General features: G+C 59.2%; 9 protein-coding genes and 3 pseudogenes. 4 read left to right on the top strand and 8 right to left on the bottom strand.

Annotated elements, in window-relative coordinates:
* Nucleotides 1-17: 17 nt before the first annotated feature.
* Nucleotides 18-749 carry a cysteine hydrolase family protein gene (locus tag NKH17_RS23535; RefSeq protein ID WP_352480687.1) on the bottom strand — a complete coding sequence of 244 codons (732 nt, stop codon included), beginning with the start codon at nt 747-749 and terminating at the stop codon, nt 18-20.
* A gap of 1,210 nt (nt 750-1,959) precedes the next feature.
* On the opposite strand from NKH17_RS23535, the pseudogene NKH17_RS23530 reads away from it, so the two are divergent.
* Nucleotides 1,960-2,202, top strand: a pseudogene (locus NKH17_RS23530) (SOS response-associated peptidase family protein); the annotation flags it as partial.
* Between the two features lie 206 nt (nt 2,203-2,408).
* On the opposite strand, the gene NKH17_RS23525 reads toward NKH17_RS23530, so the two are convergent.
* Nucleotides 2,409-2,978 carry a dihydrofolate reductase family protein gene (locus NKH17_RS23525; protein ID WP_352902933.1) on the bottom strand — a complete coding sequence of 190 codons (570 nt, stop codon included), beginning with the start codon at nt 2,976-2,978 and terminating at the stop codon, nt 2,409-2,411.
* Between the two features lie 262 nt (nt 2,979-3,240).
* A pseudogene (locus tag NKH17_RS23520) lies at nt 3,241-3,660 on the bottom strand (MFS transporter); the annotation flags it as partial.
* 339 nt (nt 3,661-3,999) lie between these two features.
* Between NKH17_RS23520 and NKH17_RS23515 the strand changes: the two are divergent.
* Nucleotides 4,000-6,549, top strand: a complete 2,550-nt coding sequence (locus NKH17_RS23515) for a caspase family protein (RefSeq protein WP_352902935.1) — start codon at nt 4,000-4,002, stop codon at nt 6,547-6,549.
* A 532-nt stretch (nt 6,550-7,081) separates the two neighbouring features.
* Here NKH17_RS23515 and NKH17_RS23510 read toward each other — a convergent pair.
* The 5 genes and pseudogenes from NKH17_RS23510 to NKH17_RS23490 all read right to left on the bottom strand — a co-directional run.
* Nucleotides 7,082-7,381, bottom strand: a pseudogene (locus NKH17_RS23510) (protein-L-isoaspartate O-methyltransferase family protein); the annotation flags it as partial.
* 34 nt (nt 7,382-7,415) lie between these two features.
* Nucleotides 7,416-7,565 carry a hypothetical protein gene (locus NKH17_RS23505; RefSeq protein WP_352479186.1) on the bottom strand — a complete coding sequence of 50 codons (150 nt, stop codon included), beginning with the start codon at nt 7,563-7,565 and terminating at the stop codon, nt 7,416-7,418.
* Nucleotides 7,566-8,679: 1,114 nt separating this feature from the next.
* The gene (locus NKH17_RS23500) at nt 8,680-8,919 is read right to left on the bottom strand and encodes a DUF982 domain-containing protein (protein ID WP_352972466.1); all 240 of its coding nucleotides are present in this window, start codon (nt 8,917-8,919) and stop codon (nt 8,680-8,682) included.
* A 1,132-nt stretch (nt 8,920-10,051) separates the two neighbouring features.
* Nucleotides 10,052-10,237 (bottom strand): hypothetical protein, encoded by a 186-nt coding sequence (locus NKH17_RS23495; RefSeq protein WP_352902939.1) that lies wholly within the window; start codon nt 10,235-10,237, stop codon nt 10,052-10,054.
* A 163-nt stretch (nt 10,238-10,400) separates the two neighbouring features.
* Nucleotides 10,401-11,399 carry an NAD(P)/FAD-dependent oxidoreductase gene (locus NKH17_RS23490; protein ID WP_352972436.1) on the bottom strand — a complete coding sequence of 333 codons (999 nt, stop codon included), beginning with the start codon at nt 11,397-11,399 and terminating at the stop codon, nt 10,401-10,403.
* Nucleotides 11,400-11,936: 537 nt separating this feature from the next.
* Here NKH17_RS23490 and NKH17_RS23485 point away from each other — a divergent pair.
* Together NKH17_RS23485 and NKH17_RS23480 are read left to right on the top strand one after the other, a co-directional pair.
* Nucleotides 11,937-13,046, top strand: coding sequence for an OmpA family protein (locus NKH17_RS23485; protein ID WP_352648136.1), 1,110 nt, complete (start codon nt 11,937-11,939; stop codon nt 13,044-13,046).
* Between the two features lie 11 nt (nt 13,047-13,057).
* The gene (locus NKH17_RS23480) at nt 13,058-14,311 is read left to right on the top strand and encodes a caspase family protein (protein ID WP_352972433.1); all 1,254 of its coding nucleotides are present in this window, start codon (nt 13,058-13,060) and stop codon (nt 14,309-14,311) included.
* Nucleotides 14,312-14,465 lie beyond the last annotated feature (154 nt).

The raw sequence follows: 14,465 nt of genomic DNA, 5'->3' as shown, positions 1-14,465 counted from the left end.
TACGCGGCCTCGCGAACTCATTCGGCTAGTTCAAGACGCCCCTGAACTCGCTGCTCGATCGCCTTCAAGAAATGGTCGGACGTCGATGTCCATCCAAAGAGTATCTGCACGAGCGTGATCGAGGCATCATGATTGCTCCTAGAGGCGTCCCAGGCGATGGGCTCGCTAGTGCAATCCGTCAGCAGTATACAGTGATAGTCCCTGAAGAAGGCATCCCGAATTGTCGACTCCACACACACGCTGGTCGTGCATCCTGTCACGATGAGGTGTTTGATGCCTGCGGTCTTCAGAACAGAATCGAGTTCGGTCTCGTAGAAACCGCTGAACCGCGTTTTGTAGAGGACGACATCCCCTGCCTTTGGCTTGAGGTCGTCAACGATATCTGTTCCCCAGGTGTCGCGGATCAGAATCCGGCTCTCGCTACCATCCGGGGCTGTCATGCTCTCACCGACCCCAAAGATCTGGAGATGTCGGATACGGTTGGGGGCGTCCGATGTCCCAAGGTCCGAGAGGTCGGAATAATACCCCATCTTCAGATAGACGATGGGCACTCTCAAATTGCGAGCGGCAGCTATTACGCTGGCAGTAGGGTCGACAGCCCGTTGAATGCCGGAGATATCGATTCCGGCTCTGTCGAACATTCCACCTTTGGAGCCGAAGTCATTCTGCATGTCCACGACGAGAACTGCAGCGTTAGCGGGATCAATTGAAATAGGTTGAGGCTTCGCGTCGATGACAAGTGGCTGCATTTTTATCCTCCCACCAGCATGAGGTGTCGCTCTTTGCGCCCTTGGTTATCATGATCCGCCACCTACATCGCGTCAACAAAGGGGGGAGCTACATCCCTGCTTGGGCGGCCCAGGAACAGCGGTTACGTTGCTTTGTTGGCATGGCACCAATGGAAACGCATGTCGTGTGATTGACGCACCCTGTGGTCGGCGTAAGGCACCAACTCACCGGATGGAACCTTGAAGCCCTTGCTTGTTTCGCGCACTGTGCCATCTGCCATCGGCTCGCAATGCTCGTCCTGGCAGCACCGTTTTTCGTACCAGCTATGTGCCGATGCCGACGGCATTCCGGAAGCGCAGGCTGCGGCGATGATAGCGCCCAACCCGAGTGCGCCGCGCCCGCTCAATGGCCAGATCATGATTTACATTAGGCTTATCTAATATCATGGCGCAATCGCAGGAGCTCGCTTCGTAACATCGGCACCACTCAAACGAATGGCAATTATCTGTCGGAATGCGTTTAGGGTCCATTTCACGGAGACCCACGCTTAGGTCGCGCGGGGGACACAGTAACTTCCCCTTAAAGGCGTCGAGATTGCCACGAGCACCGAAAAGTCAGTTCCTTAGACCTAAAGATCGAGCGATCTGCCAGCGGGTAATCGACCAGATAGCCGCCGACGCCAAATCGTACAGCACCTTGATAGACAGCCAGATTCTCGCCTCAACCACGCTGTCTCTCTTTAGATCCGGGGTCGTCAATGAAGTGAATTTGCTGGCACATGTTCGCGCGCGCTGCCATGACTTCACGAAGCAGGCCGGCACTGCTTCGCAGTAAACCGGACCTTAGGTTCATCACCCGCCCTCTGCCTCGCCGTAGGGGCTCGGGTTGGTGTCGGGCGTATAGATCAGTCCAACGCGCTGGCCGCCGCACTTGGCGCATTTCAGCTTCGGAATGAGTCGTCCGCCATCGCTGGCGCATCCGGGCCGAGCTTGGCCCTCAGCTTCTCCAGACCAAGCGGCTGGTTATGGTGGCATCGCGGATTGTGGCAGAACGCAGTGAGCCGTGTCTTCGAGTCAATCAGAGTTTGCGGGGTCCAGCCTTTTGCCACGCCCCTATCCCCGGAACCGTTCGGTGGTCCATCGGATCTTCCCGCCGACCTTGATCGGCTTATGGATCACCAGGGGCTTGGGCAGATGTTCCGGATGCACCTCAAGCAGAGTGACCTTCACCGATCACGAGCTTTATGCTTTCATGACCACGAAGCCGAACGCGCTGATCGCCCCAATCCACGAGAAGGCGATGCCGGTGATCCTGACCACGCGAGAGGACATCGAGACTTGGTTGACCGCGTCATGGTCGGAAGCGAAACGGCTGCAGCGGACGGCGCCGGACGACGCCCTCGTGATCGTGGAGAAGCCGGCCACACAGATCAAAGTTCCGCTGCAGGCGCCTGCACAAGGGTCGCTGCTTTGAAAGCATCCCGATGAGCGACGAGCTGATCCGCCTTCCCGGTGCAATAGAGCCCGTCGTACGTCCGGGCATTCAGCATCATAGGTGCGAGCATCCCGACTGCGGCAAGGATGCAGGATGGGGCTTCGCCAAGCCGAGGCAGCCATCGCATTGGTTCTGTTTTGAACACCGCGCCGACGGCGAAGCATATCTCTGAGGAGCTCGAAGCGCTACCTCGGCTCGTAGCGCAGCACTACGGCGCCTGTGCTGAGCTCTCGCCGGTCAACGAGTTTCAACTCGATGTATTTGGAGAGCCCGGCGAACAACGTGGGCCCATGACCCGCAAGTCTGGGCTGCACCACGAATTCGTACTCATCGATCAGACCCAGCTCCGCCAGGGCCATCGGGAGTTTCACGCCGCCCGTGAACAGCGCCTTCCCCGGCTGCTCCTTGAGCTTCTGTACGGCCTCGCCTAGGTTTCCGCTCAGCAGCTCCGCGTTCCAATCGACCCGGTCGAGCGTGTTCGAAACGACGTACTTCTTCATCGGGTCGATAGTGCGCGCGAAAGGTTCCGTCCAGTCGGGCGGCGTTATTGTCCGCGTCGCCAGCCGCCACGCCCCTTCCATCATTTGGTAGGTGACGCGGCCGAAGAGCAGAGCGTCGGCCCGGCCGATGCTCTCGGTGGCGTGGCGATGTATCGCGCGCACTGTCGTCTGCTGCAGTGCCTCGTCCGCCGGTATGGCGTTGTGGTCGCAGCAACCATCGAAGGTGACGTTGATGGAGTAGAGAAGCGGTCGCATTACGGTCGTTGCCCCCTTGATGCCCGTGCCGCGATGGCCAGGTGGTCATGCACCGAGCCGCCTTGACGACCGCCACGCGGGCGCCAGACTCCCCACCATGGACGAGAATTATGTCTACGGGGAAAGACCCGGCCTGCAGCTCGTACGCATGGCTATCGAGATGACCTGCCCGGCTGGCGTGCTGCCGAGCGAGGAAGCCGTGAACTGCCTCTACCGGCGCATAAAGACAGGCAAAGCCGAGCCCGCCCAGCGCGAAATTGGCGCCATAGATCTGCCAGAGCGAAGTGGCGAAGGACATCGCGGCAAGCGCTATCACCATACCTGCCGAGCCGATGAACAGCAGCTTTCTGGTATTCAGGCGATCGGACAACCGGCCCCAGAACAGCCCGCCCAAGGCCATGCCGACGCTTGACAGCGTGTAGGCAAGGCTAATATCGGCTCGCGACCAGCCAAACTCCGCCTCAAGCGGCCTGACAAAAACGGATGTCGGCGCGAGGGCTACCAAATCCGAACGCCATGGCAGTCGTAGCACCGGCCGCAGCCAACAGGCCGCGCAGCCGCATTGTGTTACCCCGAACCTCGCTGTTTCCAGCCGGTGGTGATTGACGATTCGACATGTTTCTGCCCTCAGAACATCTTCGAAGCTGTCATCGTCCAGCGGTATGGAAGCAGGCGTGTGCATCAGCGTAGAAACTCCGGACCCGGCCGTGGAAACGGCCCACTTTGGACCTGCAATCTACCCGACAGGAGGGGCTGATACCGAGATCAGGCCTAATCGAGAATGGTAAATCCCCAGAACCAGACGAGGCGGGCAGTGATCGGATAGCCGGCGCCGTCTGACAGACGTTGCAGATACGCGGTCTCTGATGTAATTTAGCACTTGATCAAGTGAGAAATATGCCCGCTGCCGCGACGGCTTTTCTCCCTTTTTTGTCCCGGCAGATTGCATGCTCTCTAACGGACCTGGCTACCCCATGCGGTGTTCTTGTGGTCGCGAGGTAACAGCGTTTATGGGGTTGCCATGCTCCGACTTTGCGCAATCGTCGCAGCCTTCCTCCTTGCGAGCTTCACGACTTTTGACGCTTGCGCCGACCGAAGGGTCGCTTTTGTCATCGGCAATTCGGACTACCGACAATTCCCCGCGCTCAAGAACCCGGTCAAGGATGCCGAGGACGTGTCGAAAACATTTCGACTGGCAGGATTCGAGGTCTTCGTCGCAAGCGATCTGACGAAGCTGCAATTCGAAGAACAGTTCCGCAACTATCTTGCCGCCGTTGACGGCGCCGACCTGGCGGTCGTCTACTATTCCGGTCACGGTTTTCAGATCGGCGGCGAAAACTTCCTGATCCCGGTCGATGCCTCCTTGAAGGAGGCGGCGGACATCGAGGTCCAGGCCATCAAGCTCAACGATGTGCTGGGACAATTGCGTTCGAAATCGAAGATCCAGGTGATCATCCTCGATGCCTGCCGCAACAATCCGTTTCCGCGCAAGAACTACTGGCTGAGAGACCAGCTCATTGCCACCGGTAACGCCGGGCTCGCCCAGGTCAGAAGCTCGCTGAACACACTGATTGCATTTGCCACCGAACCCGGGGCGGCGGCGTATGACGGGGCCGGCGAACTCAGCCCGTTTTCGGCGGCGTTTTCCCGCCGCGCGCTAGCGCCTAACCAGGAAATCCGCACCGTAATGGCGGCGGTACGCCGCGATGTGGTGGAAGCTACAAACGGCCTCCAAGTTCCCTGGGAGAACTCATCACTGATTGACGAAGTCGTGCTGATGCGCCGCAGCAGTCGCCCCGCACTGCCGCCGGTGCTGGAGAAGGTCGTGCTGTCGGGTGTTGGACCCGTGGGCTTGGGTCTGCCCGAACCGGTAGACATCGACGGCGGCACGATCACCCTGAGCATTGAAAGACCGCCTGCCCTGGGGCGCCTGATGCTGGACGGCAACCCCGTCGAGGTGGGCGTGCCGATTCAGGGCAAGGACCTCCCGCGCTTGCAGATGGACGTTCCCAAGGGTGTCGCTGCGCAGGAAGAAGTGGATATGCTGGCCTATGCCACGCATGACAATTGGGGCGGTCAAACCCAGGGCATTCTGGTGTTTCGGGTCAAGAGCGGCGAAGGCCCACAGGGTAAACAGATCATGGCCTCGCTCGAGGCCGAGCAGAAGCAGAAGGTATTGCAGCGTGGCATTCATATCACCGGTGCGGCAGAAGCGATCGAAAACCGCGACATCGATGTTCCCATGGGCGTCGGTCCGGTCTCCCTGAAGCTTGATTTCCCGACCGAAGATCCCGCTGTCACGCTGAAAGTTTCGAAATATCCGACAACGGGAACGCTCTCGCTGCCCGATCGAACCCTGTCGCCCCAGTCGAGCCTGATGGCCGCAGAGGTCGATCGACTGCGCTACGAGCCACAGATCGGCGCCGAAGCCACGGTCGAGGTCGGCTTCGAGATTCGGGCGGACAGCAGCTCTTCAAAGCCAGCCACGATGAAACTCTCGCCGATAGTCGATCCGTGCGATACGGCTGCCGGCGAACCTCTGGACCTGCAAGGCGTCGTCCCCGGCCTGCTGCCGAACGAAATTGGCGCCAGCGCGGTAGAGCTTTGCGAGACCGCCGTGAAGGCTTATCCCAACGTTGCGCGCTTCCGCTTCGAACTGGGGCGCGCGCTCCTTGCGGCAGGCAAGGTCGATGAGGGCAGGACAGCCATCGAGCAAGCCGCCAAGAAGGGACACGTACGTGCCGTGTTCGAGCTAGGCTACATGTATGCGACCGGAACCGGAATGGCCGTCGACCGCGCACAGGCCAACGCGCTTTACGCCGCGGCGTCCGACAAGGGGGATCCCTACGGCATGACGTCGTGGGGTCGCGCCTTGTTCAATGGGTATGGCGTCAAGCCCGACACGGCCAAGGGGTTGGACCTGCTGCTCAAGGCAGCGGCGATGGGGCATACCTATGCAATGAACGATCTGGCCGCGATCTTCACCGAGGGCCGCAACGGCGTGGCCGCTGACCTAGCCCGCGCCGTTGCGTTCCTGCAGGCCGGCGTCCAGCGGCAGGATATGTATTCTATGAACCTGCTCGGCCGCAATTACTTGTCTGGGCAAGGCGTTGAGAAGGATCCGAAGACGGCGCTGGCGCTGTTTCAGCAGGCAATCGATCTCGGCCAGCCCTATGCGCCCGGCAGCCTCGCACGCATGTATCGGGACGGTGTCGGTGTGGAACGGAGCCTCGCGGAAGCGCAGCGATTGTTCGAAATAGGGATCGCTCGGGGTGACCCGTTCGCAGCTTACGATCGCGCGGCTCTCGAAATGCAAAAAGGCGACAAGGCCGATCAGGGTCTTGTCGTGCGTTTCCTTGCGTTTGCGGCTGCGCTCGATGTGCGCAAGGAACTGCCGGACGCCCAAAGAGCGCTGGCAAAGTTCGGTCCGAAGCCAAAGACAGCGGCCTTGAAGCAGCTGCGCCAGGAACTGAAATCGAATTTTCCTGGGTCGGGTTCACTGGACACGCAACTGGTTAACGCGGCCAGACGGGCTTGGGAAGAAGCCAATCCGCGTCGGGACTTGTTTTGACTGAGGAGGAGGCAATGGCAGGCAGAGTATTGAAACAGGCAATACTTGGAACAGCGTTATCCGGCATCATGGTGGGCCTCATGGGTTGCACCTCCCTGGTCCCCACGGTTGAACCGACGCCGCTGGTCGCCACGCCCGCGCCAAAGGTTCTTCGCAGGGTTCCCCCGCCAAAGGTCGTCCGCAGGGTTGCTCCGTCAAAAGTCGTCAAGCCTGCTCCCAGGAGGGCCGCAAAGAAAGTGATCATACCGGTTGAGGAGGAGCCTGTTCCTGCGCCTGTGGTCATTCCTCCTTCGGGCGGGAGCGGCGGGAGCGGCGGGAGCGGCGGGAGCGGCGGCGGGGGAGGCGGCTGGGGAGGATGATCAGCTCAAGTTGTGAGGGCCAAGAAGGATCGCAGAGCCCAGAAGACAAGCTGCCTTGTGTTTGGAAAATCTGGGACGGGTTGTTTCTCCCGTTCACCAAGGACGAAAGAAACGCGAAGGCTGGCATCTGATTGAGGGTCGGAAAAGCGCGGCGCGCCAGTTGTCGCACATCACTAGGCGATCTCGAGCCGGCTGAACCGAACCGGAATGAGTTTCCGGGTCTCGAGTTGCCCTGCCGCATCCTTGTCGATGACAGTCAGAAACTGTGCTTCTTTAGATCCCAAAGGCAGTACCAGCCGTCCCCCCGGCTTGAGTTGCGTCAGAAAAGTCGGCGGTGTCTGCTCAGCCGCCGCCGTGACCAGGATTTTGTCGAATGGGGCGTGCTCGGGCCAGCCGCGAGACCCGTCTCCGACACGAATGCCGACATTGGATAAGCCGAGGTCATGCAGGAGAGCCTCCGCACGGCTTGCGAATCATGTTGCTCAGGTATGTGGGTCTAGGACATGCTCAGGTAATATCTAGCAAAGGTTCCGCGTTGCCGACGTGTCGATCAGCACGGTTTCCAAGCTTCTGGTCGACGCCGGCCCCGTAGCCGTCGAACTCCACCTCCTGAATCCAAGCATCGCCGTGGGGCGGCTTCTCGATCAGGGTCGGCATCAAGGCTCAATGAACTCTAGCCGGCCGGTGCTGGCGTGCGGTGCCAGACGCATCGACCATTCCGGGGCGCCTTACAGTTTCTACACAGCGGAATTGCCGCCACGTACTTCATTCGCATGTATCATTACATTAGATCTAGCTCATATACTCACAGTCAAGCGAGCACTCCCAAAGGCTCGCTGGTCAGGCCCAGCGGTCTACCCTCACCGCAAGCCGCTGGGCCGCTAGAACGAGCGCAACGGATGGCGCCGACTTCATGACGAGGATTAAAATCGGGGTCAATTGAATGTGTACGTTTGCTGCAAATGTTCCGGGCCGGAGCCCTTGCTCGTTCGAGGGTTCGAATGCTGGAGATGCAGGCGTGGCCAAGAAGCCGTCTATTGCCGGTTTAGCCAAAGACTTGTCTAATGTTGCGCTCACATTCAATTGTCCGAATTGCTCGCATCCGGCGGTAAGGAAAGGCTCTGCACTAAGAACGATTGCGCACTTCAGATGCCACGGGTGCAACGCCAAGGTGCGGATCACTTATCAGCAGAAGCTAGCAATCTTCGAAAAGCACAGGCTATCGGCCGCCCGAGGCGCGCTGCGACAACTCAACTCTGCTTTGCGGTAAGCCTAGCGGCTTCGCCCAACGGTCATGTGCGGCACGGCGCTGTCACCCCAATCTGATCCCAAAAGTCCAGCCGCGAGGCGTTGCGTAGACCCTCTTCGCCGCGCAGTGCTGACGCGGCCAATCAGTCCCGGCTTGATCCATTGAGTGGCTAATCTAACGTATGCGCACTGTGGTAGTCGGCAAGAAGTCTGGCCGTTGCAAACCGGGATGGACGCGAGCGGGCTCGCCGGACTTGCAGCTAGGGGGCAGCTCGAGGACTGTTTGTGCCCCGGTCGGAATCATTGCGGCCCATCGTATTCCGTGGGAGTGCATCTTTTCGCAGAGCTGGCGGAAGCACTTCCGAGCTATGGGCAGGTCTCCCGGCTTTGACCGCGTTATTTGGAAGAACACCGCCCTCGAGCGCTGCCGCATTCTCCGGGGAACGTCGACGCCGCGGAAGGCGTCGGCATAGCGATGCCGGCGAAGCCTGCCTGCAGTCCAGGTGCCGAGAGCGGTATGAGCTCACACCACGTCTCTAACAACCGCATCTAATTTCGTTAGGCCTACGCTCGAAGGCCTTTGCGTAAAAAGTCCCTGTTCGATTGCGGCCGCCTTGAAGGCATCGATCGCAGCTTGTTGGTTGCAATGACCGGCCAAGCATTCCCTGCTCATTCGGACGGCTTCGAGCCGCCGCGGCTTGGCCACGTATGGCCATGGCTGTTCAAGCGCTTTCGCAGCGTCGGATATTGATGCAACCACCATTGGCTTGCAATTCAGGTAAATTGTAATCGGAATGAACGCCGGCATTTTCTCACTCGCCAGGATTGAACGGGGCTAAACGCGAAGAGAAGGCGGAGGTTGCATGCCGCGATTTAAGTCCCGCTACACGATGCAATTGAGACTGAACAGGCCTTCTCGGGGCAATGCTAAACTCAAAATAACGCCCGTTAGCGGGTCGCCGAATTCTGAAGCGAACAAATCGCCGACAGGCTCCATGGCGCGGTTTACGAACCATCGGCACGATGATCTCCGTGGGCAGGCCATAAATCGGAATCACGGCGGCTCTGAAACGTTCCACCGTGGTGCTGCCGGGCTGTCCGTTTCGGGCCTAGCTTCGAGGAGCTCGCCCTCGTGCTTTTGCCCCTCAAAATGCGAGATGCGAGACGTCGCCATCCAAGGGCGAGGGTCGACGTGTCGTCGGTGCAGAGCCGTTGAAGTACGCGTTGGCACAAACCTAGGTCGGCGGGCTCAAGGCTGGTTTGAACGGCGCAACGTCCCTGAACCCCGCATCAGCGCCACCTTTAGCGCGGCTGAAGTCGATTTAATGTTTCCTGCGAAATTTGAGTCAACGGGGCGTACGACTTGATTGATAAGCCTGCGTGCCGGCCACATCCGAAGCATTTTCCGTACGGGTGGTTTGACGGCGATACGACCCGCGATGACCTTGTCCCTTGTCTCCAACCTCGATTGGTAGATGGACCTCAGATGATGAGCCTAAGTCTAGGCAATGGTCCGTGCGCACCTCGCAAGCCCGACCCCAAGCCCCAGCTTGGTGAAACAGCCTTCGATCGGTCCCGCCGTGCTTCATGTGCGGTGGGCTTTTCATTCCACTAGACTAGCGGGAACAACCGAGCCCCCCGAAGGTTCGGTGCAGGCAGCAAGTTCACTCCTTATGGCTGCAGGATCGGTGAAGCCGGTCGAGGCCCGCGTCCTTCGTCCCTCCGAAGACGCGGGCCTTGCAACAGAGATTCCGTCACAGACCCGAACTTAAAAAGAGTTGCTGATCGCCGCGAGCTGATGTGCATCGTGTGACGGACTTCGAGCGCCGCACCTTTGCCACTCTGGTCAACCTGCGTCGAACCTGCCCGCCGCTGGAACCGAACCTCTACGCATCTTACACGACGCCCATCGATGAGTAACGGATGATCACCTCGTCCTGACGAAAGCGTCGCTCAAGGTCAGCACTGCGTGTTCGCCAGGCTTGCAGATCAATCTCCTCCGTCATCACCTCGAAGATGATGATTTCATCATTGCTGCACTCGCCGCCTTGCCGCCACAACCCTTCGGCAGGTGCCTGCAAAAAGGTTGTGACGCCGGCGAACGGCAGGGCCAGTTCTTCTTTGAGCCGGTTGAATTCCTGTTTGGGGAACGGTCTGCCGGAATGTCCGCGCGAGGTAGCAGGATTTGAAAAGATACATGATGAAACTCAATGATCACGAACGGTCGCCGTGCCTCTTCGTTCCTCATGCCTTGTTTTCGGCGTCGGCGCCGGGCGCCGTGCGCTTGGTGTCACCGTGGGCCGTGTTCGGCCTGGGACAATGTTCGCCGTCGCCATTTGCAAGATAGTTGTGCATGTCGGTTGCAGCGACCGCTGCGTGGCCGAATGCTACGGCAAGCTGATTGATCTCATTGACCACATCTCCGGCTGCATAAAGTCCGGTGACTGCGGTGCGCTGGCGCGAATCTACGACGAGGTTGCCCGCTTTGTCACAGCATGCACCAAGGTCGACCGCGAGCCTCGAGCGGATGGTCGAGCCCATCGCAGGGTAGATGGTGTCAAACGACAGCGTTCCGCCGTCGATGAGTTCCACGACCGCCTCCCGGCCCGTGGCGCAAACGGCATTGGGTCTGCATACGCCGATCTCGATACCGGCCCTCTTGAGCTTGGTAAGCTTGTCGGGGGAGGGCTCGGATGGATCGGTAATCAGCAAAGTGAGATCCTGAGTGAAGGTGCGCATGAACAAGGCCTTTTTCATGGCGTGTTCGGCCGGTCCGATGACGGCCACCCGTTTGTCGATGGCTTCATAGCCATCGCAGATAGGGCACAATCGCAAGACGCCAGCTTGGATCATGTCGGTAGCGCCAGGAAGATCCGGGAGGGTGTCAACAATGCCGGTTGCAATGAGCACCGAGCGGGCACGAATGGGAGATGAATCGCCCGCCAAAAACCCAGCCTTCGTTCTGCGAATGGATACCATCCTGTCGTGGACCAAGCTTGCGCCGTATCGAGTGGCCTGCAGTTCGAGGCGGTCAAGTAGGTCAGGGCCGGTGATGCCGTCTGGGAAGCCTGGGCAGTTGCGCGTCAAGGGAATCCACTTTGCACGGCTTTCATCTGCGTCGACAACAATTACTCGCCTTCGAAATCTTCCAAGGTAAGTCGCAGCCGCTAGGCCCGCTGGCCCGCCACCTACGATCAGGCAGTCGAAGCTTCGTTCATGCCGGCTCGTGTCCCAGTTGACCATTCAGAAATCCTGAAATCCCACGGCTGCATCGCGAGCGAACAGTCGAACGCCGTTGGAGAACGCGGAGCACGCCATTTGGTTACAAATTTGGAGCTCCCAATTCGCGGGACAGTTCCACCATTGGGATAGTGCTTTGATGACCTGCCAAGGGAAGCCATCTTCAGCGCGGAATGGAGATGGAGACTGACAGAATAGCGTCGACGACGGGCTGGGGAGTAGGCGTCCGCGGCAGAAGCAGGATGGAGCAGGCGGGCTTTTTCCTCACTTGGGCTGGTCCACCGTGACCGGCCTTCAAAGACGGGCAGGTGCTGTAGCGGGTTCTTCAGTCAGCTCCAATATCCGCCAACAAGACTGCTGGGTAGCCAGTGTTCGTCCATCACCATTTTGCCGGACTTCCGCAGCCCGGGACCTGAGCGGAATTTACACCTTGCGGTCGATTCGCCGATGCTCGCCAAGCCTCGACAATTGTTCTATGCTCCTTGGCACGGCATAGTTCGTGGTTGCAACGCGGAAGGCTGTTGTCCTGTGGGGGGTCCAATGTTCGAAATCGTCGGAGACTGGTGGAAAACGGGCTCGAGAAGCTGCTTCGCCCTAAACACCCTTGGCCTGATCGTCGCCGTATCGGTGCTGTTGTTACCTGGGCTGGAAAGCGCCAATGCACAGACGAACTGGACACTCGACCCGACCGCCTCCGTGCTCACCTACCAGTCGGTCAAGAAGAATACGATCGTCGAAACCAACAAGATCAGGAACATAGCCGGCACTCTTTCTTCGACGGGTGAGGCCAAGATCACTTTTGACCTTAACTCCGTCGACACTGGTGTCGACCTTCGCAATGTCCGCATGCGGTTCCTTTTCTTTGAAACATTCAAATATCCGTCCGCCGAACTGACAGCAAAAGTGGACCCTGCCGCATTTGCAGACCTGGCGACCAAGCGAAGGGTGAAGGCAGTGCTGCCATTTCGCCTCAACCTGCACGGCGTCGACAAGGATCTTGAGGCCAATGTCGTCGTAACCATGATCAGCGACAGCATGGTCTCCGTCGCTTCGGAGGCGCCTGTTGCCGTGCATGTCGAGGACTTCGGACTGCTGCCGAATGTCGACAAGCTGCAGCAAGCCGCCAATGTGACCAACATTGTTCCGACCGCTTCGGTATCGTTCGATTTCGTGTTCAACGCTGGCGACAGTAAGCCCGCGGCCGTGCAGACAGTCGCGGCAAGTACTGCCGACGTCGGGCCCGTCGCCACCGATGCCGCGAAAGCGAATTTCAGCGAAGAAGAGTGCCTTAACCGGTTCGCGGTGCTCTCCCGCACTGGGGCCATCTACTTTCGGTCGGCGAGCGCGCGGCTCGACAACCAAAGCCGCCCGCTGTTGGCGGAGGTGGTTGGCGTGGTCGGCAAGTGCCCAGGCCTGAAGGTAGAAGTTTCTGGCTATACCGATTCCGATGGTTCGCCTGCCTCCAACAAGCTGCTGTCGGAGCGCAGAGCCCAGGCCGTTGCCGATGCCATCGTCGCCGCGGGTATTGCACGAACGCAGATCACGGCAACCGGGTATGGCGAGGAGCGGCCTGTTGCGGCTAACGATACGCCGAAGAACAAGGCGCTCAACCGGCGGATCGAGTTTTCCGCCACCAAGCTCGTCAACTGAGGAAGGACCTCTTGTTCCGGTGGGGCTTCCATCTGATTGCCTGTTTTGGCAGTGCCCCGCGCGCGATCGGGCTGGCGACGCTCTCGCTATTATTGACATTGACGGCGGCCAATGCGGAACGCCGTGTTGCTTTGGTCCTTGGCAACTCCCAGTACCAGCATGCGCCGGCGCTGACCAACCCGGTCCGGGACGCGCAGGCTGTTGCCAACCGCCTTTCGAAGTTGGACTTTGAAGTCGTCTCCGGTTTCGATCTGACCAAATTGCAGACCCAGACGACGATTGCGCAGTTCGCAAAGCAGGTTCGCGGCGCCGACATTGCGCTTTTCTTTTACGCCGGCCATGGTTTTCAGGTTTCGGGCAGCAACTATCTCCTTCCGGTTGATGCAGCATTGGAAGACGAGACTTCGCTGGATTTCGAGGCGGTGCCTGTCGAGTTCGTTTTGCGGCAAATGTCGCGCGAGACCAGCATAAGACTGATTTTCCTCGACGCCTGTCGCGACAATCCCCTGGCTGAAGTCTTGGCAAAGGCCGCAGGCATCAAGGGAGCGAGAAGCGGGCTTGCCGAAATCCCGATCGAGAATGGCGGTGCGGGTACACTGGTCGCCTTTTCCACCAGTCCCAATCAGGTTGCCTATGACGGATCGAGCGAGCATTCGCCGTTCACGTCCGCGTTGCTTGCCCATATCGGGGCTTCGAACGTCTCCATCACCGACGCGATGAACATGGTCACCGCCGATGTCTTCAAAGCAACGGCCGGCAAGCAGCGCCCGTGGATCAATGTCTCGCTGACCACCGAGGTCGTTTTGCACAGGGTCGATCTCAACGCGCCGCTGATCGTCGGCGAAGCGACCGCTCCGCAACATGCGGAAGACGGTTCGGATGGGCGCAACGCCACCGCAAATTCGTCAGGCAACGATGAGGCACAGCTTGCGCTTAATGTCCTGCGGCAGAAAATTCCGAAACTGGCTTCGGACGATCCGATCTTTTTCGACCGACCTGTCGATTTTGGAGATCCAAAGATCGACGGCAAGAGTATCGCCGAGCTGATCATGGGCAAGCCTCTCTTTGCTCCCGTGGAAGGGCTCGATAAAGCGGTGTGGCAGGGCAAGCACTGCAATGGCTGCCACGAGTGGGATGAGGTTCGGCTGTGCGAACAGGCGAAGAATTTCGCCGCCAACGATGTGTCCGTGCTGCGTCTGCAACATCCGCTCGGGACGCGCTTCAAGGTGGCGCTAGCCAAGTGGGCGCAAGGCGGCTGCAAGTAAGATCTGGCCCTTCGGTTTGAAAATTCGTGGTCAAACGGGCGATGGGACCAATCTGCGCTTCCGGTTCTCACGGACCCAAATGTCCGCTGCTCCGGTTCTCGAAACCACCACCATATGACTCGCCAGAGCGAATTTCGAAACAGCCTCTAAGGAG

This window comes from Mesorhizobium sp. M1334 (assembly GCF_040317995.1).
Lineage (GTDB): Bacteria > Pseudomonadota > Alphaproteobacteria > Rhizobiales > Rhizobiaceae > Mesorhizobium.
Note: the sequence above shows the minus strand (reverse complement) of the source record. Positions and strands in the feature narration are given on the sequence as shown.